The sequence below is a fragment of the Microbacterium candidum genome, assembly GCF_030315975.1.
Taxonomy (GTDB): domain Bacteria; phylum Actinomycetota; class Actinomycetes; order Actinomycetales; family Microbacteriaceae; genus Microbacterium; species Microbacterium candidum.
Genome location: NZ_JASXSZ010000004.1, coordinates 289,627 through 306,602, shown reverse-complemented (window position 1 = coordinate 306,602; position 16,976 = coordinate 289,627). Strand labels below are relative to the sequence as shown.

General features: G+C 70.8%; 14 protein-coding genes. 9 read left to right on the top strand and 5 right to left on the bottom strand.

What is annotated here, in order from left to right; genetic code table 11:
• The first annotated feature begins 14 nt into the window (after nucleotides 1-14).
• Nucleotides 15-842 (top strand): GntR family transcriptional regulator, encoded by an 828-nt coding sequence (locus QSV35_RS13710; RefSeq protein WP_286289346.1) that lies wholly within the window; start codon nucleotides 15-17, stop codon nucleotides 840-842.
• A 54-nt stretch (nucleotides 843-896) separates the two neighbouring features.
• On the opposite strand, the gene nikE is transcribed toward QSV35_RS13710, so the two are convergent.
• Genes nikE through QSV35_RS13695 form a run of 3 tightly spaced genes read right to left on the bottom strand, consistent with a single transcriptional unit; the run spans nucleotide 897 to nucleotide 4,545 of the window.
• A complete protein-coding gene (nikE, locus tag QSV35_RS13705) occupies nucleotides 897-2,642 on the bottom strand; it encodes a nickel ABC transporter ATP-binding protein NikE (protein WP_286289345.1) in 1,746 nt (581 codons plus the stop codon).
• Nucleotides 2,639-3,592 (bottom strand): ABC transporter permease, encoded by a 954-nt coding sequence (locus QSV35_RS13700; protein ID WP_286289344.1) that lies wholly within the window; start codon nucleotides 3,590-3,592, stop codon nucleotides 2,639-2,641. The genes nikE and QSV35_RS13700 overlap by 4 nt, the downstream gene beginning before the upstream one ends.
• On the bottom strand, nucleotides 3,589-4,545 hold the full coding sequence (locus tag QSV35_RS13695; protein ID WP_286289343.1) for an ABC transporter permease: 957 nt from the start codon (nucleotides 4,543-4,545) through the stop codon (nucleotides 3,589-3,591). Before QSV35_RS13695 ends, QSV35_RS13700 begins: the two co-directional genes overlap by 4 nt.
• Before the next feature lie 120 nt (nucleotides 4,546-4,665).
• Here QSV35_RS13695 and QSV35_RS13690 point away from each other — a divergent pair, with 120 nt between their 5' ends.
• The 6 genes from QSV35_RS13690 to QSV35_RS13665 are packed head-to-tail and all read left to right on the top strand — an operon-like array spanning nucleotide 4,666 to nucleotide 13,434.
• Nucleotides 4,666-6,321, top strand: coding sequence for an ABC transporter substrate-binding protein (locus QSV35_RS13690; protein WP_286289342.1), 1,656 nt, complete (start codon nucleotides 4,666-4,668; stop codon nucleotides 6,319-6,321).
• Nucleotides 6,321-7,580 carry a M17 family metallopeptidase gene (locus tag QSV35_RS13685; RefSeq protein ID WP_286289341.1) on the top strand — a complete coding sequence of 420 codons (1,260 nt, stop codon included), beginning with the start codon at nucleotides 6,321-6,323 and terminating at the stop codon, nucleotides 7,578-7,580. Before QSV35_RS13690 ends, QSV35_RS13685 begins: the two co-directional genes overlap by 1 nt.
• Nucleotides 7,581-7,631: 51 nt before the next feature.
• Nucleotides 7,632-9,017, top strand: coding sequence for an aspartate aminotransferase family protein (locus QSV35_RS13680; protein WP_286289340.1), 1,386 nt, complete (start codon nucleotides 7,632-7,634; stop codon nucleotides 9,015-9,017).
• A gap of 9 nt (nucleotides 9,018-9,026) precedes the next feature.
• The gene (locus tag QSV35_RS13675; RefSeq protein WP_286289339.1) at nucleotides 9,027-10,475 is read left to right on the top strand and encodes a xylulokinase; all 1,449 of its coding nucleotides are present in this window, start codon (nucleotides 9,027-9,029) and stop codon (nucleotides 10,473-10,475) included.
• Nucleotides 10,472-11,803 carry a diaminopimelate decarboxylase gene (lysA, locus tag QSV35_RS13670; RefSeq protein WP_286289338.1) on the top strand — a complete coding sequence of 444 codons (1,332 nt, stop codon included), beginning with the start codon at nucleotides 10,472-10,474 and terminating at the stop codon, nucleotides 11,801-11,803. The genes QSV35_RS13675 and lysA overlap by 4 nt, the downstream gene beginning before the upstream one ends.
• Nucleotides 11,800-13,434, top strand: coding sequence for a serine hydrolase domain-containing protein (locus QSV35_RS13665; protein WP_286289337.1), 1,635 nt, complete (start codon nucleotides 11,800-11,802; stop codon nucleotides 13,432-13,434). Before lysA ends, QSV35_RS13665 begins: the two co-directional genes overlap by 4 nt.
• Nucleotides 13,435-13,440: 6 nt before the next feature.
• Here the strand turns inward: QSV35_RS13665 and QSV35_RS13660 are convergent, their stop codons facing one another.
• Both QSV35_RS13660 and QSV35_RS13655 read right to left on the bottom strand, forming a co-directional pair.
• A complete protein-coding gene (locus QSV35_RS13660; protein WP_286289336.1) occupies nucleotides 13,441-13,710 on the bottom strand; it encodes a zf-HC2 domain-containing protein in 270 nt (89 codons plus the stop codon).
• Nucleotides 13,707-14,354, bottom strand: a complete 648-nt coding sequence (locus QSV35_RS13655) for a sigma-70 family RNA polymerase sigma factor (protein ID WP_419956850.1) — start codon at nucleotides 14,352-14,354, stop codon at nucleotides 13,707-13,709. Before QSV35_RS13655 ends, QSV35_RS13660 begins: the two co-directional genes overlap by 4 nt.
• A gap of 94 nt (nucleotides 14,355-14,448) precedes the next feature.
• On the opposite strand from QSV35_RS13655, the gene aroA reads away from it, so the two are divergent.
• Entirely contained in the window at nucleotides 14,449-15,840 is a 1,392-nt protein-coding gene (gene aroA / locus QSV35_RS13650) for a 3-phosphoshikimate 1-carboxyvinyltransferase (RefSeq protein ID WP_286289335.1), read from the top strand.
• A 21-nt stretch (nucleotides 15,841-15,861) separates the two neighbouring features.
• Complete coding sequence (gene rsgA, locus QSV35_RS13645) at nucleotides 15,862-16,905, top strand: ribosome small subunit-dependent GTPase A (protein ID WP_286289334.1); 1,044 nt, start codon at nucleotides 15,862-15,864, stop codon at nucleotides 16,903-16,905.
• Nucleotides 16,906-16,976: the final 71 nt, after the last annotated feature.

Genomic DNA, 16,976 nt, shown 5'->3' with positions numbered 1-16,976 from the left:
ATGAGAGGATCGCCATGGCTGCGTCACACCCCTCCACCCCGCAGCGCTCCGCGCCCGCGCGGACGCTGCGCTACCAGCACGTCTACGACCTCGTCATCGAACTGATCGAGGAGCAGGGCCTGCGCGAGGGCGCTCGACTGCCCAGCACCGCCGAGCTCGCGGAGCTCGCCGGCGTCAGCGTCATCTCCGTGCGACGCGCGCTCGACGAACTCGACCGAGACGGCAAGATCGTGCGCCACCAGGGGGTGGGCACGTTCGTCGCGCCGCAGCGCATCCTGAGCACGCCCTCGGCGCGCGGCGGCCTGCTGGAGACGCTGACCTCCGCCGACCGCGGGCTCGAGCTGACCACGGAGCTCATCGGGCTCATCGTCGGCATCCCGAGCGCGAAGCACGCCGCGGCCCTGCGGATCGACGAGGGCGCTCCCGTGTGGGAGATCTCGCGCGTGCGCCGACTGGGCTCGACGCCGAAGGTGCTCGAACGGGCCGTCGTGCCGCTCAGCCTCGTTCCGTCGCTCGACGAGAAGCACCTCGCCACGGGTGGCTCGCTCTATGGATTCCTGGCCGAGAAGCACGGGTTCGTCGACGAGTACGTCGAGCAGGCCATCGAGGTCGACCGCCCGACCTCGTGGGAGCGCGAGCATCTCGAGCTGGGGCCGCGCGCGGACGTGGTACGGATCCGCGGGGTGAGCGCGGACGCGGCAGGCGTGCCGTTCGACTCGTTCCAGCAGACCTACCCCGCGCACGACTTCGTGTTCTACATCTCCGGTTCCTCGGACCGGCGCCTGGTCGAGCCGACGCACAACGGGCCGTGGAGCGTGCAGTCGCTCGGCGGCGGCTCCTGAGCAGCTTCCCGAACAGACCCGGCTTGCATCCGGGACGGATGCCGACAGGTCCCGTCAGCGGACGGCTCGTGCGGGATCCGGGCTCGGCACGCTCGCCAGCAGCCGCTCGGTGTACTCCGCGGTCGGCTCGTGCACGATGCTCCATGGGTCGCCCTGCTCGACGATCCGGCCCGCGCGCATGACGACGATCCGGTCGGCGTAGGCCGCTGCGGTGGACAGGTCGTGGGTGATCATGAGGATCCCCATCCGGTGCGAGTGCCGCAGCCTGTCGAGCAGCTGCAGCACCCCTGTGCGAACCGACACGTCCAGCATCGACACGGGCTCGTCGGCCAGCAGCAGGTGCGGGCGGAGCACGAGGCTCGCGGCGATCGCGACGCGCTGGCGCTGACCTCCGGACAGCTCGTGCGGGAAGCGGGCGCCGAACACGTCGGGATCGAGCCCCACATCGCTGAGGGCCTCCGCGACGCGCTCCCTGCGCTCCGTTCTGCTCCCCTCGCGGTGCACGATGAGCGGCTCCATCACGGCATCCCGCACCCGGAACCGCCCGTCCAGCGCCTCGTAGGGGTCCTGGTAGATCATCTGCACGTCCCGGCGCAGCGGGCGCCACTCCCGCGCGCGCAGGCCGGCGACCTCCGTGCCGTCGATGCGGATCGAGCCGCTCGCGACAGGGACCATGCCGAGGATCGCCTGAAGCGTCGTGGTCTTGCCGCAGCCGGATTGCCCGACGAGCGCGACGAACTCGCCCTCCGAGACCTGGAGGTCGATGCCGTCGACGGCGGCACCGTTCGCCCGGTCTCGCTCATCGGCCGCGTCGTCGCGCACGTTCGTGGTCATGATCGTCTCGGTGGCCGCCATCGGGCTGGGCGACAGCGACAGGTCGATGGCGCCTGCCGGCGTCGATGCGCCGCGACCGCGCTTGCGCCCGCCCTGCCCGTAGACCACGCGCAGCGCCGAGACGTCGAGCAGTGGCGCCGCTGGGGCGGGCTCCTCCCGCGGGGTGACGGCGAAGAGGTCGGGGGTGGCATCGAACAGCTGACGCGTGTACGGGTGGGAAGGATCGCGATACAGCTGCTCGATCGGACCGTCCTCGACGATCCGCCCGTCGCGCATGACCGCGGCGCGCGTGCACGCCTGGGCGACGACGCCGAGGTCGTGCGTCACGAGCACGAGCGCGAGTCCCAGCTCGTCCGACAGCCGGGCGAGAAGTCGCAGGATCTGATCCTGCACGACGACGTCGAGGGCCGTGGTCGGCTCGTCGGCGAGCAGCACCTTCGGGTCGCACGAGAGTGCCATCGCAATGACCGCGCGCTGCTTCATCCCGCCGGAGAGCTGATGCGGGTACTTCTGCTGCGTCCCGGCCGGGAGCCCGACGAGGGAGAGCAGCTCGTCCGTACGCCGCTCAGCGGCCCGGCCCTTCGCGATCCCGTGGATCTCCATCGCCTCGCGCACCTGCCACCCGACCGTCTTGACCGGGTTGAACGCGCTCATCGCGCCCTGGAACACCATTGCGATATCGGTCCAGCGGTGCGTGTGCATGCTCGTCTCACCCTGGCGCATGGCGTCCACGCCGTCGATCAGCACGCCGCCGGAGACGGTCGCGCTCGCGGGCAGCAGGCCCATCGCCGCGAGGATCGTCGTCGTCTTCCCGGAGCCGGACTCGCCGACAAGGCCGACCCGCTCCCCCGGGGCCACTGCGAGGTCGAGGTGCTCGACGACCTGCACGGGATCGCCGCGTCCGTCGCGGGGGTCGAACCAGACGTTCAGGTCGCGCAGCTCCAGCGCATTGGCCGATCCGCTCACAGCTCATCCTTCCCACGACCGACGAGCGGTCGCAGCCGCCACGACTTCGCCGACAGGTACGACACGCGCAGCCGGGGGTTCAGCGCGTCCTCGATCGAGTTGCCGATGAGGTAACAGCCCATGATGAGCAGCGCCACCCCCACGCCCGCCGGGACGATCGCCCACCACGCGCCGGTGCTCACTGCGTCCCGCTCGAACGCATGCTCCATGATCGTTCCCCACGTGACGGCCGTCGGGTCCGAGAGCCCCAGGAACGCGAGCGCCGTCTCGTTGAAGATCGCGACGGTGATCGCCAGCACCGCGTTGGCGATCAGCAGCGGCCCCAGCTGCGGCAGGACGTGGCGGACGATGACGCGTGTGTTCCCGGCGCCGATCGCCACGGTGCGGCGCACGTACACCCGCTCGCGGAGGGTCTTGGCCTGAGCGCGGATGACGCGGGCCGTGCTCGTCCACATGAGAAGCCCGATCACGATGATGACGTGCACGAGGCTCGGCCCCCACACGGCCGCGACGACGATCATCAGCACGATCTGCGGGATGACGATGAAGTAGTCGGTGATGCGCATGAGCACCGAGTCGACCCATCCGCCGAAGTAGCCGGACAGCACGCCCACGGTCGCGCCGATGACGATCGAGATGACCGCCGCGACGAATCCGACGACCATAGACACGCGGCCGCCGAGGATGACGAGGCTCAGCACGTCGATGCCGCCGTCGTCGCACCCGAGCCAGTGCTCCGGCGAGGGCGGCTCGAACACGGCGCAGCTCGGCTCGGTCGTGCTGTAGGGCATCAACCAGTTCGCGAACACCGACGCGAACGTGAAGAACGCCACGATGGAGAGCCCGACGATCGCGGGTGGCGTCGCGAAGCTGGCCACCATCTGCGTCCACGATGACGATCGGGACGGGCGGCGCGACGCCTGTTCGGCGGTTCCTGTCGCTTGAGTCATCGGGACAGCCTCGGATCGTATCGGTAGTACAGCAGGTCGGCGATGTAGTTCAGCACCACGACGACGACCGTGATGAACAGGAACCCGCCCTGCATCATGGGGTAGTCGCGCTGCAGCACGGCGTCGTATAGAGCGCGCCCGACGCCTGGCCAGGAGAAGATCACCTCGACCAGGATCGCGCCGCTGACGATCGCGCCGAGCGCGAGGGCGACCTGCGTGATGATCGGCAGCGCCGCGTTGCGCAGCGCATAGGAGCTGATGATCCGGCGCCGCGGAAGGCCCTTCGCGCGAGCGGTGAGCACGTAGTCCTCGCCGAGCGTGTCCAGCATCGCGGAGCGCACGATCAGCGCGTCTTCCGCGTAGAGCGTCAGCACGAGGGTGGTGACCGGCAGGATCATGTGCGACAGCTGATCGAGGAACTGCTCCCACGGTGTCTGGCCGACGGCGAACGGGTCGCTCATGCCGACCGACGGCAGCACGCCGGCGAAGAGGATCAGCAGCATCATGCCGAGGAACTGCGTCGGGAACGCGTAGAACACGACGGCGAGGTTCGTCGACAGGTGGTCGCCGATGGTGCCGCGGCGCACCGCGGAGTACACGCCGAACGCGATGCCGATGACGATCGCCAGCACGGTCCCCGTCGCGACCATCGGCAGCGTGTTCGCGAACGCCTGCATGAGGTTCTCGAAGACCGGCTGCCGGTTGGCGAACGAGACGCCGAGATTTCCGTGGAAAAGCTGGCCGAGGTACAGCAGGTACTGCTGCCAGATCGGCTTGTCGAGGCCGAACTCCGCCTCCAGCGCCTGTTTCAGCGCCGGCGACGCGTTCGGCACGCGGGAGATGCGCGCGACCGCGTTGCCCGGCAGCACGCGGAAGAGCACGAAGTTGATCGTGATGGCCACGAACACCGTGACCACGGCGAACAGCGTGCGTTTGACGACGTACGCGCGCATTGCACCTCGATTCCGATCGGCGACATTGCTTGACTCGGTCCTGCAGCTCAGTCATCATACTAAGCGCACAAAGAATACCCACTCGGCACGCTCGACGTGCGCAACCGCGGAGGTGTGGTGATGAGGACGACCCGAGTCCGATTCCAGGCAGCGGCGGCATTGGTCGCCGGCATCCTTCTGACGGGCGGCCTCTCCGCCTGCAGCAGTTCAGGCTCCGGCACGTCGAGCGTGCTGCGGATCGGCGCCAGCGCGACGATCGACTCCCTCAACCCGTTCGTGTCCAGCTCGGACTACAGCAGCGTCGTGTACGAGTACTCGTATCCGCACCTGACCGAGTACGACACGAAGGACCTGTCGATCGTGCCGGCGTTCGCGACGTCCTGGAAGCGGTCGGCCGACGGCCTCACGTGGACCTACGACATCCATCACGGCGCGAAGTGGTCGGACGGCAAGCCGCTGACCGCGGCGGATGCCGCCTTCACCCTGTCGATGATCATGAAGTATCAGGACGGCCCGACCGGACAGCTCGCCGGCTTCATCAGCGGCATGACCAGTGCGACGGCCGACGGTGACACCCTGACGGTCGTCTACAGCAAGCCGGCCGCGAACGTCCTCGCCCAGATGACGCAGCTCCCGATCCTCCCGCAGCACGTGTGGGAGCCGCTCGCCACCGGAGACGGGAAGAAGATCACGACGTTCCAGAACGGCGCGCCGATGGTCTCCGGCGGCCCGTTCCGCCTCACGTCCTACAAGAAGGACCAGCTCGCGCTGTTCGACCGCAACCCCGAGTGGTGGGGCGCGACGAAGCCGAAGATCACCGGCTTCGGCCTGCAGTTCTTCGCGAACGACGACGCCATGGTGACCGCGCTGAAGACCAAGCAGGTCGACATGATCGGCGAGTCGACGCCCGCGACCGCGGTGGACACCCTCAAGAAGGCCGGGATGACGGTCGTCACGAACCCGAGCGCGGGCTTCTACGACTTCATCATCAATACGAACCCGAAGAAGAAGAATCACCCCGAACTGCTGGATCCCAAGGTGCGCGAGGCGTTCGAGTACGCGATGGACCGCAAGGCGATGGTCGATACGGCATGGCTCGGGTACGGCACACCCGGTTCGACGATCGTCGCGCCGGCCACCGGCTTCCACGACGACTCCGTGCAGGGCCTCCCCTTCGACGTCGCGAAGGCGAACGCGATCCTCGACTCCCTCGGCTACAAGCCCGGCTCGGACGGCATCCGCGTCGCAAACGGGCAGCCGATGTCGTACCAGGTCATCTTCCCCACCGAGATCAACGGCGCCGGCGACCGGATGTTCCAGATCATCCAGAACGGGCTGAAGAAGGCGGGCGTCAAGCTCTCGATGCGCAAGATGGACACGGATGCGGCGACCACGGCGATCAACGGGGCTAACAACACCTACGACGACTTCGATCTCGCGATGTGGGACTGGATCCCGCCGGTCGACCCGGACTTCCAGCTGAGCGTGCTCACGTGCGCGCAGTGGGGGAACAACAACGACAGCGGCTACTGCAACCCCGCCTACGACCAGATGTACGCCGAGCAGAGCACGGCCCCTGACGACGCGACGCGCCGCCAGATCGTCGATCAGATGCAGAAGATGGCGTTCGACGACCGCCCGTACATCGCGCTCGTCTATCAGAACGTCATCGAGGCGCACTCCCCGGACTGGACCGGATTCCTGCCTTCGCCGCTCGTCGGCTCTGTGAACAATCTGTCGACGCAGACGCTGCTGCAGGTGCATCGGGCCGGCTGATGGCGACCACGATCGACTCGGCGCCCGACCTCGCCGCGGCGCGGGCCGCGACGACGGATGCGACGGTCGTCCGGCCGGACCCGTCGCATCCGTCCGGGACGTTCGCGGCGGCCCTCGCCGCGGCGGGATCCTGCGGGGGCGACGTCATCGTCGAGCTCGATCCGGCCGCCGACACCGAGCTGATCGCGACGGGCCTCGCGGCCGGAGTCTGGCGCTACGCCAGACCGGGCGTGCCTGAGCTCAGCCGGTCGCTCGTCCTCGTGGGCGCCGCTGAGGCGCCCCTCGCCCGCGCGCGCGTGATCGCGCGCGCCGAGGCGTGGGTGCGGCAGCTCGTCGAGACGCCCGCGAACCTCCTCGGGCCCCGCGCCTTCGCCGACGAAGTCAGGCGCTTCGCCTCGGAGCACTCCCCTGCGGTCGTCGTCGCGGTGTGGGACGCCGAGGATCTCGCCGCCCAGGGCTTCGGCGGCACGCTCGGCGTCGGCGGCGGGTCCGCCCAGCCGCCGCTCGTCATCGAGCTGCGCACGCCCGGAGACGGGCCGGTCACAGCCCTCGCCGGAAAGGGCATCACGTTCGACTCCGGCGGGATCGACCTCAAGCGCGACCAGGGCGAGCTCGCGTGGATGAAGACCGACATGGCGGCCGCCGCATCCGTCGCCGCCGCCGTGATCGCCATCGCGACCCTCCGCCCGGGGCTGCCGCTCCACGCGATCCTGCCGGTCGCCGAGAACATGCCCGGCCCGGCCGCGCTACGCCCGGGCGATGTCGTCGCGCACCCCGCCGGGCGCACGACCGAAGTGGTCGACACCGACTGCGAGGGGCGCCTCGTACTCGCCGATGCTCTTGCATGGCTCGCCGCGACCGGGCCCGCTCGCCTCGTCGACGTCGGGACGCTCACCGATTCCGGCGGCGTCGGCACCGCCTACTGGGGATGCTGGGGCACCTCCCCCGCCCTGGCGGCCGAGGTGACTGCGGCGGGCGGCGCCGCCGGCGACCCGGGTTGGGCCCTGCCGCTGCATCCCTCCTACGACGCGCTCCTGTCCTCCCGCGTGGCCGACAGCGCGAACGCGCCCACCGATGCGCCCGACACCGGCCAGGTCGCGGCGACCTATCTGCGGCCGTTCGCGGGAGACGTCCCGTGGCTGCACATCGACAACGGCTCGGGCGCCTGGCTGGAGCGGGATGCCGGCGGCTGGCCGGCCGGCCCGACGGGCACGCCGCTGCGAGCGCTCATCCGCTGGTTGTCCATCGTCGATTCATAGTCTATATACTCTGTATAATAAGTGACGATTGAACCACGAGACGAGCGACCGATGACGACGCAGACCACGACCTTCCCGGCGGACTTCGCCGCGCGCACCGCCGCGAGCGCCGCGCTCTTCGAGCGGGCCAAGCGCAGCGTCCCCGGCGGAGCCGGCAGCACGGCACGGCTTCCGCGCAACGGCTGGGAGCCGTACCCGCTCTTCATCGCCGACGGTGAGGGCTCGCGCATCCGCGACGTCGACGGCCACGAGTACATCGACTACCTGCTGGGCCTCGGCCCGATGATCCTCGGTCACCGGCACCCGGGCGTGACGCAGGCCGTCGTCGACGCCGTCCGCGACCTCGGCACGTGCTTCGGCCTCCCGTACGAGCTCGAGATCGAGGCCGCAGAGAAGGTCGTCGCGGCCGTGCCGTCGCTCGAACAGGTGCGCTTCACGAACTCCGGCTCCGAGGCCGTCGGCACCGCTGTGCGCCTCGCCCGCGCCACCACCGGGCGCCGGCTCGTCGTGCGCTTCGAGGGGCACTACCACGGGTGGCAGGACACCGTCTACTGGTCGAATCACGTCGATCCGCACCGCGCGGGCCCCGCCGCGCATCCCCGCCCCGTCGCGATGGGCCCCGGCGTCCCGGCCGAGCTCGAGGACACGCTCATCGTGCTCAGCTGGAACGACCCGGAGAGCTTCGCCGCGCTGATGGCCGAGCGCGGGGACGAGGTCGCCGCGGTGCTCACCGAGCCCGCGGTCTTCAACACCGGCTGCATCCTCCCCGAGCCCGGCTACCTGGAGCTGCTGCGCGAACTCACCCGCACGCACGGCGCGATGCTCATCTTCGACGAGGTCATCACGGGCTTCCGGTTCGCGCGCGGCGGAGCGCAGGAGTGGTTCGGGATCGACCCCGACCTCACGACGTTCGCGAAGGGCATCGGCGGCGGCTTCCCCGTCGCGGCGGTCGGCGGCACGCGCGAGGCCATGCGACTCGTCGCCGACGGCACGTACTCCCACTCGGGGACGTACAACGCCAACGTGGTGCAGTGCGCCGCGGTCTCCGCGACGATGGACGTGCTGGCCCAGCCCGGCCTGTACGAACGGCAGCGGGCGCTCGGCGATCGCCTCGCCCGCGGCCTCGAGGCCATCGCCGACGAGAACGGCGTGCCCGCGCACGTCACGGGCATCGGCACCGTCTTCCAGCTGTGGTTCACCGACCGCGAGATCCGGAACTGGCGGGATGCCGCGGCCCATGCCCGCGAGGACGTGTTCACCCGGTGGTACCAGGAGATGGTCGTGCGCGGCGTGCTGTTCCACCCGCTGCAGTTCGAGAACCTCTTCGTGTCGCTCGTGCACACCGACGCCGATATCGACGAGACCCTCAACGCGGCCTCCGACGCGATGAGGGTCGTCGCCCGCGACGCGGTGCGCACCTCGGGTGCCGCCCTCTAGAGTCGCCGCATGCGTGTGGATGCAGGCACGGACGCCCTGACGATCGGGATCGACCTCGGCACGAGCGGTGTCAAGGCGGTCGCCCTCGATGCGGCGGGGCGGCCCGTCGCCCGTGCGCGTCGGACCTATCCGACGGTTCGGGAGGAGCCTGCTGCAGCCGAACAGGAACCGGCGCAGTGGATGTCGGCGATCGACGAGGCGCTGCAGGAGCTGGCCGCGAGCGCCGCGCCGGCGCGGTGGGCGGCGATCGGGCTGTCGGCCATGCTGCCCACGCTCGTCGCCCTCGACGACGACCTCCTCGCCGTCGGCCCCGCTGTGACGTGGGAGGACGGGCGCGCCGAGCAGGAGGCAGGCGACCTGAGCGCCCGGTTCGGCGAGGACGAGCTGTACCGGCGCACCGGACAGCGCGTCGACGCGCACTATCTCCTGCCGATGTGGGTGCGACGCGAACGCCGCGACCTCGCGGTCGCCGGCGCCAAGGACTGGGTGCACGCTCAGCTGACCGGAGCGCTGCTCACGGACCCCTCCACGGCCGCCGGCTTCGGCGCGTTCGACCTCGAGGCCGGCGCGTGGGATGACGCGATCCTGACGGCGGCGGGCTCTCCCCGCGTGCCGCGCGTCGCGCCCAGCGGCACGACGACACCGCTGCTCCCCGAGGTCGCCGAGCGGTGGGGCTGCGCGGCCGGGATCCCGGTGGTGCTCGGTGCGGCGGACTCGGTCCTCGGCGCCTACGGCCTCGGGGCGCTCGGCAGGACCGGAGCCGTGGCCGCCATCGCGGGGACGAGTACCGTGCTGCTGGCGGCGGCATCTGATCCCGTCCGCGATCCGCTCGGGCGCTGGCTCGTCACCCCGGCGCTCGACGGCTTCGGGCTGGAGATGGACCTCATGACGACGGGCTCCGCCCTGCAGTGGCTCGCGACGCTGACGGGGACCGACGTCACGGCGCTCGTGGCCGAGGCCGCGGCGTCCGATCCGGAGGCGTGTCTCGTCGTCCTCCCCTACCTCGGGCCCGGCGAACAGGGCGCGCTGTGGGATCCGCGCCTGGCCGGCGCGATGTCAGGGCTCACGCTGCAGACGACGCGGGGCGACCTCGCGCGCGGCATCCTGGCCGGCATCGTCCTGGAGATGCGCCGCTGCCTCGGGGTCCTCGCCGAGGCGACCGGCCGCCCGCACGCGCCGGTCGTGCTCTCCGGCGCGGGTGGGCGGGCGGACTTCTTCCGACAGGACCTCGCGGACGCCACCGGCCGACCGATCGTCTTCGACGACGCCGAGCACGACCACTCGGCGGTCGGGGCGGCACGGTTCGCCGCCCAGACCGTGTCCGGCACGGTCCTGGATGCGACGCCCGGGAGGCGCACGAGCACACCCGATCCCGCCAGAGCGGACTACTGGGCAGCGCGGTTCGAGCGCCACGAGGCCGCCCGCCTGGCGCAGACCCCCGTGAAGGAGCGGATATGAACCGAGACGACCGCATCGGCCCCGCAGACATCGACCTGAGCGTGCATCCCGAGACCGCCCGCCTCGACGCGGACGGACGGCTGCTCGTGGGTGGATGTGCCGTCGCGGACATCGTGGCCGAGCACGGCTCCCCCGCGTACATCGTCGACGAGGAGGCCCTGCGGCGCACCGTGCGGCGCTACGTGTCCGCGTTCCGAGACCGCCATCCGCGGTCGCACGTCCTGTTCGCCGCGAAGAGCTTCCCCGCCGCCTCCGTCATCGGCATCACCGCGGACGAGGGATGCGGCACCGACGCCGTGGCGGGCGGCGAGCTGCGCCTCGCGCTGGCAGCCGGTGCGGACCCCGCCCGCGCGGTGCTCAACGGCAATGCGAAGACCGACGACGACATCCTCGTCGCGCTGCGCGCTGGAGACGGCCGGGGCGTGCGGTACATCGTGATCGACAACCTGGACGACGTCGAGCGCATCGCCCGCCTCGCCGCGGAGCTCGACCGCGACCCGGTGCCGGTGCTGCTGCGCGTGAGCCCGTCGCTGCAGGCGCACACGCACGAGGCCCTTGCAACCGGCCACGACGCGTCGAAGTTCGGCATCCCGTCCGCGCAGGTCGAGGACGCGATCCGCGCGATCCGGGCGGAGCGCCTCGTCGACCTCCGCGGCCTCCACGCCCATGTCGGGTCGCAGCTGCTGGATCTCGACCAGTTCGATGCCGAGGCCGCCGCCCTCGCCGAGTTCGAGCGCTTCGGCGTATACGACCTCGGCGGCGGGCTCGGCGTGCGCTACGTCCCGGGCGACGAGGCCCCGACGATCGAGGAGTATGCGGAGCGGATCGTCCGCGCGGTGCACCGGCACCTCGGCGACGACGTCGAGCTGCTCGTGGAGCCGGGCCGTTCGATGATCGCGCGAAACGTCGTGACGGCGTACCGGGTGGTGACCGTCAAGCGCGGGATGCGCACGCATGTCGCCGTCGACGGCGGCATGGGCGACAACCTCGAGGTGGCCCTGTACGGACAGCCGTTCGCGCCCGCCGTCATCGACCGCAGCGGTCCCGCGGAGATAGTCGACATCGTGGGCAAGCACTGCGAGTCGGGCGACTACCTCGCCCGCGACGTTCGCGTGCCGCGACCTGAGGTCGGCGACCTCGTCGTCATCCCGGTGACGGGCGCATACTGCTACACGATGTCCAACAATTTCAACACGAACCTGCGGCCGCCGGTGCTCCTCGCCCGGGACGGGCGCACGCGTGTGGCGGTGCGCCGGGAGACGTTCGAGGACCTCGTGCGACGCGAGCAGATCGTGTCGCAGGAGGCGCTTCTGGGCGTGAGCGCATGACAGACGCCGCGAGCGCTCTCGAAGCCGCCGTCGGCATCGCCGAGCGCTGGGCGGTGCCCGGCGGCGTGGTCGCCGTCTCCGACACACGCGGCCTCATCGCCGAGCGCGCGTTCGGCGTCTCGGACGTCGAGGCGAGCGGTCCCGTGCGCCCGGACCACCTGTTCGAGATCGGCTCGATCAGCAAGGTCGCGACCGCGATCGCGGTCCTCCAGCTCGTGGACGAGGGGATGCTGCGCCTGGACCAGCCGGTGCGCGACGTCCTCCCGTGGGTGCCGCCCGCCTTCGGCGACGAACGGCTCACCGTCGCGCATCTGCTCAGCCACTGCGGCGGACTCGTCGCGAGCATCGACGCCGTCCCCGACGAGACCGGCCAACTGGCCGGGTTCGTCGGTGATCCTGCCGTTCCGGGAGGGCGATTCCACTACTCCAACGTCGGGTTCCTGCTGCTCGGCCGGATCGTCGCCGCGCTCTCTGGAGTGCCGTTCCCGGAGCACGTCCGACGCCGGGTGCTCGAGCCCACGGGCATGGCGGACTCCGTCGCTGCGGTCATCCATGACGACTACGGACGACTCGCGCGGGGCTCGCAGCGGCTGCACGACGACCGCCCGTGGCTGCCCGGCGACGCGCTGATCCGCGCACCGTGGCTCGAGGTCGCCGGCGCCGACGGCAATATCGCCGCGACCGCCGCGGACCTCGCCCGCTTCGGCAGGACGCTGCTGAACGGCGGGCATGCCGACGACGGAACCCGCATCCTGTCCGCGTCCGCGTTCGCGGCCATGACGGCGCCGACCGCGCCGGGCGGGGAGGACGTCGTGGATCTGCCCGGCATCCCCTCGCCCGACTCCAGCCGATACGGGCTCGGCATCAACGTGGAGCAGGGACCCGGCGGCACCGTCCTGACGCACGGCGGTGGGATGGTCGGCTACGCGTCGTTCCTCCTGATCGACAGCGGCGGCGGTCTCGTCACAGCCGTCGTCACGAATGCGGACGGAGACGCGCCCGTCGCCGAGGCGATGGCCCGCACAACCGCGTCGGCGCTGCGCGGAGTGCCGGTCGAGGCGGTCCCCGATCCCGCGATCTGGGACACCGTCGCCTCTCCGGCGACGGCGGGGCGCACCGGCGACTTCGCAAGCGTCGACGGGTCTCGACGGATCAGCGTGCACACCCGAGGCGACCGGCTCGAGCTCGAGACGGACGGCGAGACCGCCCCGCTGCTGTGGACCTGGAGCGGACGGGCAGCCACGCGGCATCCCTCCCTCCGCCGCCATCACCTCGGATACGAGGACGGCGCGTGGACGTGGGGTCCGCTCGTCCTGCGACCGGCCGGCGCACCGGCACCGGCGCCGATACGCCTGTCCCCGGAGCACCGAGCCCATTGCGGCCACTACCGCGGCTATTCGCCGTGGTTCACGAACTTCCGCGTGGTCGATCGCGAGGGCGCCCTCGTGCTCCTCGCGACCGGAGGTGTCGAGGCGCCGACCGAGGACGTGACGCTCATCCCGCTCGGCGACGGCCGGTTCCGGCTCGGCCAGGGAGAGCCCGAGACCATAGCCTTCGGGCCGCCGGTCGACGGCGGGTCGCCCTGGGCCGAGCGCGACGGATGCCGCTACTCCCGGGCGTTCACGCCCTGACGCGGATCAGGCGGATGCCGACTCGGTCTCGACCGAGATCACGGTCGTCTGGGCCCGCACGATCGCCAGCACCTGCTCGCGCAGTTCGACGGGTGCGTACTCCACGCACGAGCGCTGCACGGCCTCGGTCAGGGTGCGCGCCACATGCGCCTCGTCCTGGCAGCCCGTGCAATGGGCGAGGTGCTCCTCGATGTCGGCACGCGTCGTCGTGCATGTCTCGTTGCGCAGGTACTCCTCGAGATCCCGCTGCGCCTTCTCGCAGCCGCAGTCACTCATTTCCCACTCCTCGATGATTTCGCGCCGGACGCGGTGTCGATTCCGCGCTCGCGCGCATAATCGGCCAGCAGCTCACGAAGCATCCGCCTGCCACGATGAAGGCGGCTCATGACCGTGCCGATCGGTGTTTTCATGATGTCGGCGATCTCCTGGTAGGCGAAGCCCTCGACGTCTGCGAGGTACACCGCCAGCCGGAAATCCTCTGGAATCGCCTGAAGGGCGTCCTTGACGACGGATGCGGGCATCCTGTCGATCGCCTCCGCCTCGGCCGAGCGCGTGCTCGATGCCGTGGTCGATTCCGCTCCCCCGAGTTGCCAGTCCTCGAGGTCGTCGATGGTGCCCTGATAGGGCTCGCGCTGCTTCTTCCGGTACGTGTTGATGTACGTATTGGTGAGGATGCGGTACAGCCACGCTTTGAGGTTCGTGCCCTGGGTGAAGGTCTTCCACGACGCGAACGCCTTGACGAACGTCTCCTGTACGAGGTCCGCCGCGTCGGCGGGGTTGCGCGTCATCCGCATGGCAGCCGCATAGAGCTGATCCATGTAGGGAATCGCCTGCTCCTCGAACTGGGCGCGTGCATCGACGAGGGCGTCTGCCTGATCGTTCATCACGCGCCAGTCTACGGTGGTGGCCGGTGCCGGCATGGTGCCGTCCGATGTCGCACCGAGACGTTCCAGCGTTGCGATCACTGGCTCTCCTTCGCGGTGTTGGGTGACCTCTTCAGTAAGGTTGGAACCGATGACCCACGCCCGGTATTCCCCTGATCGCACCGAGACGCATGCCTCGGCCGCCGGTGGCGCGGTCGCGCCTGAGACCTGGGCCGCTCCGGTCGCCGCGGGTCAGCTGCGCGCCACGGTCACCGTGCCCGGTTCGAAGTCGCTGACCAACCGCGAACTCGTGCTCGCCGCCATCGCCGACGCCCCCAGCCGGCTCACCGCCCCCCTGCATTCCGACGACTCGGCGCGCATGGTCGGGGCGCTGCGCGCCCTCGGCGTCGGCATCCGCGCGACGGAAGGGCGCGGGCCGTTCGGCGACGACCTCATCGTGACCCCGCGCTGGCCGCTGCAGGACGGCGCCACGATCGACTGCGGCCAGGCCGGCACCGTGATGCGCTTCGTCGCCCCGCTCCTCGGATTCGCGCGCGGAGAAGTGACGCTGACCGCGCACGAGAGCGCGCTGCACCGTCCGATGGGCACCATGATCAAAGCCCTGCGCGACATCGGCGTCGACATCGACGACGGCGGGCACTGGGCGCTCCCCTTCGCGGTCCGCGGCCATGGCCACGTGCGCGGCGGCGAGGTCGTCATCGACGCGAGCGCGTCGAGCCAGTTCGTCTCAGGGCTCCTGCTCGCCGCTTCCCGCTTCGACGTCGGTCTGCACCTCATCCACCAGGGCGACCGGCTGCCCAGCATCCCGCACATCGACATGACGGTCGAGACGCTCGCCCACCGCGGCGTCCACGTCGAGCGCCCCGCACCGGGCGAGTGGGTGGTGCCGGCGGGCAGCATCCGCGGCAAGGACGTGTCGATCGAGCCCGATCTCTCCAACGCGGCGCCGTTCCTCGCCGCGGCGATGATCGCCGGCGGCTCGGTCTCGGTCACCGGCTGGCCGCTGCACTCGACGCAGCCGGGGGCGCTCCTGCCCGAGATCCTGGGTCTCATGGGCGCCCGCGCGGCGCGACGCAGCGGCACGCTCACGGTGACCGCCGGCGAGGGCATCGCCGGCGTCGACCTCGACCTGTCCGCAGTCGGCGAGCTCACCCCGACGATCGTGGCGCTCGCCGCATTCGCCGACGGACCGTCGAACCTCCACGGCATCGGTCATCTGCGCGGCCACGAGACCGATCGCCTCGCGGCGCTCGTCGCGAACCTGCAGGCCGTGGGCGGGGAGGCCCACGAGACCGACGACGGGCTGCGCATCATCCCCCGGCCGATGCACGGCGGCCTGTGGCGCGCCTTCCACGACCACCGCATGGCGACGACGGGCGCGCTCATCGGGCTCGGCGTCTCCGGCGTCGAGGTCGACGACATCGGCACGACCGCCAAGACGATGCCCGAGTTCCCGGAGCTCTGGGCGGACATGCTCGAGGCGACGACGGACACCGCGCCGCTTCGCGACATGGCGTCGTGAGCGCGTTCGGATGACGGTGCGATGAGCTGGCTCGAACCGGACGACGAAGACGACGAGCCCGAGTTCGATGAGGCGGATGTTCGCGTCCGTCCGAATCCGAAAGCCAATCGCCCGCGCACCAAGCGCCGCCCGGCGCACGCCGATGCGCAGATCGCCCGCGTCCTCGGAGTGGATCGCGGCCGTTACACCGTGCTCGCCGGCGAGGATACGCCGGACGAGCACGAGGTGACCGCCGCCCGCGCGCGCGAGCTCCGCAAGATGCCGATCGTCACGGGCGATCGGGCACGCGTCGTCGGCGACACGACCGGAGACGAGGGAACTCTCGCCCGCATCGTCGGCATCGAGGAGCGCACGACGCTCCTGCGACGCAGCGCCGACGACACCGACCAGGTCGAGCGCGTGATCGTCGCCAACGCCGACCAGATGCTCGTCGTGGTCGCCGCTGCCGACCCCGAGCCGCGCGAGCGCCTCGTCGACCGATACCTCGTCGCGGCGCTGGATGCGGGCATCCGTCCGCTCCTCGTCGTCACCAAGACCGACATCGCCGATCCGACCGCGTTCCTCACCCACTTCGAGGGGCTCGATCTGCGCGTCTTCCGGAGCGCCCGCGACAAGATGCCCGTGGACGAGATCGGCGCCGCGCTCGTCGGCCATTCGACCGTGTTCGTCGGGCACTCCGGCGTCGGCAAGTCGACGCTCGTGAACGCGCTGGTGCCGAGCGCGCAGCGCGCGACGGGGCACGTCAACGAGGTCACCGGCCGCGGCCGCCACACCTCCAGCTCGACGGTGTCCCTGCGCTACCGGGGCGACGAGGGAAGCGGATGGGTCATCGACACGCCCGGCGTCCGCTCGTTCGGCCTCGGGCACGTCAACCCGGACAACATCCTCGACGCGTTCACCGACCTCGCGACGGTCGCCGAGGACTGTCCGCGCGGATGCACGCACCTCCCCGACGCGCCGGACTGCGCGATCGTCGAGGCCGTCGAGGAGGGGCGCCTCGGCCCGACGGGCGCCGCCCGCCTCGACTCGCTGCAGCGCCTGCTCGCGACCTTCGCCGAGCGCTGAGCCCGAGCGCTGAATCCGAGCGCTGAGCACAGGCGCTGTGCCCGAGGCATCCCTCGTCCCGCGCCGTAGGC

What these genes read in the sequence shown, in the direction of transcription:
- QSV35_RS13680 (WP_286289340.1), top strand. Translation starts at nt 7,632, where the DNA reads ATGACGACGCAGACCACGACCTTCCCGGCGGACTTCGCCGCGCGCACC.
- lysA (WP_286289338.1), top strand. Translation starts at nt 10,472, where the DNA reads ATGAACCGAGACGACCGCATCGGCCCCGCAGACATCGACCTGAGCGTG.
- QSV35_RS13690 (WP_286289342.1), top strand. Translation starts at nt 4,666, where the DNA reads ATGAGGACGACCCGAGTCCGATTCCAGGCAGCGGCGGCATTGGTCGCC.
- QSV35_RS13665 (WP_286289337.1), top strand. Translation starts at nt 11,800, where the DNA reads ATGACAGACGCCGCGAGCGCTCTCGAAGCCGCCGTCGGCATCGCCGAG.
- QSV35_RS13675 (WP_286289339.1), top strand. Translation starts at nt 9,027, where the DNA reads ATGCGTGTGGATGCAGGCACGGACGCCCTGACGATCGGGATCGACCTC.
- QSV35_RS13685 (WP_286289341.1), top strand. Translation starts at nt 6,321, where the DNA reads ATGGCGACCACGATCGACTCGGCGCCCGACCTCGCCGCGGCGCGGGCC.
- rsgA (WP_286289334.1), top strand. Translation starts at nt 15,862, where the DNA reads ATGAGCTGGCTCGAACCGGACGACGAAGACGACGAGCCCGAGTTCGAT.
- QSV35_RS13710 (WP_286289346.1), top strand. Translation starts at nt 15, where the DNA reads ATGGCTGCGTCACACCCCTCCACCCCGCAGCGCTCCGCGCCCGCGCGG.
- QSV35_RS13695 (WP_286289343.1), bottom strand. Translation starts at nt 4,545, where the DNA reads ATGCGCGCGTACGTCGTCAAACGCACGCTGTTCGCCGTGGTCACGGTG.
- aroA (WP_286289335.1), top strand. Translation starts at nt 14,449, where the DNA reads ATGACCCACGCCCGGTATTCCCCTGATCGCACCGAGACGCATGCCTCG.
- QSV35_RS13700 (WP_286289344.1), bottom strand. Translation starts at nt 3,592, where the DNA reads ATGACTCAAGCGACAGGAACCGCCGAACAGGCGTCGCGCCGCCCGTCC.
- QSV35_RS13655 (WP_419956850.1), bottom strand. Translation starts at nt 14,354, where the DNA reads ATGCCGGCACCGGCCACCACCGTAGACTGGCGCGTGATGAACGATCAG.
- QSV35_RS13660 (WP_286289336.1), bottom strand. Translation starts at nt 13,710, where the DNA reads ATGAGTGACTGCGGCTGCGAGAAGGCGCAGCGGGATCTCGAGGAGTAC.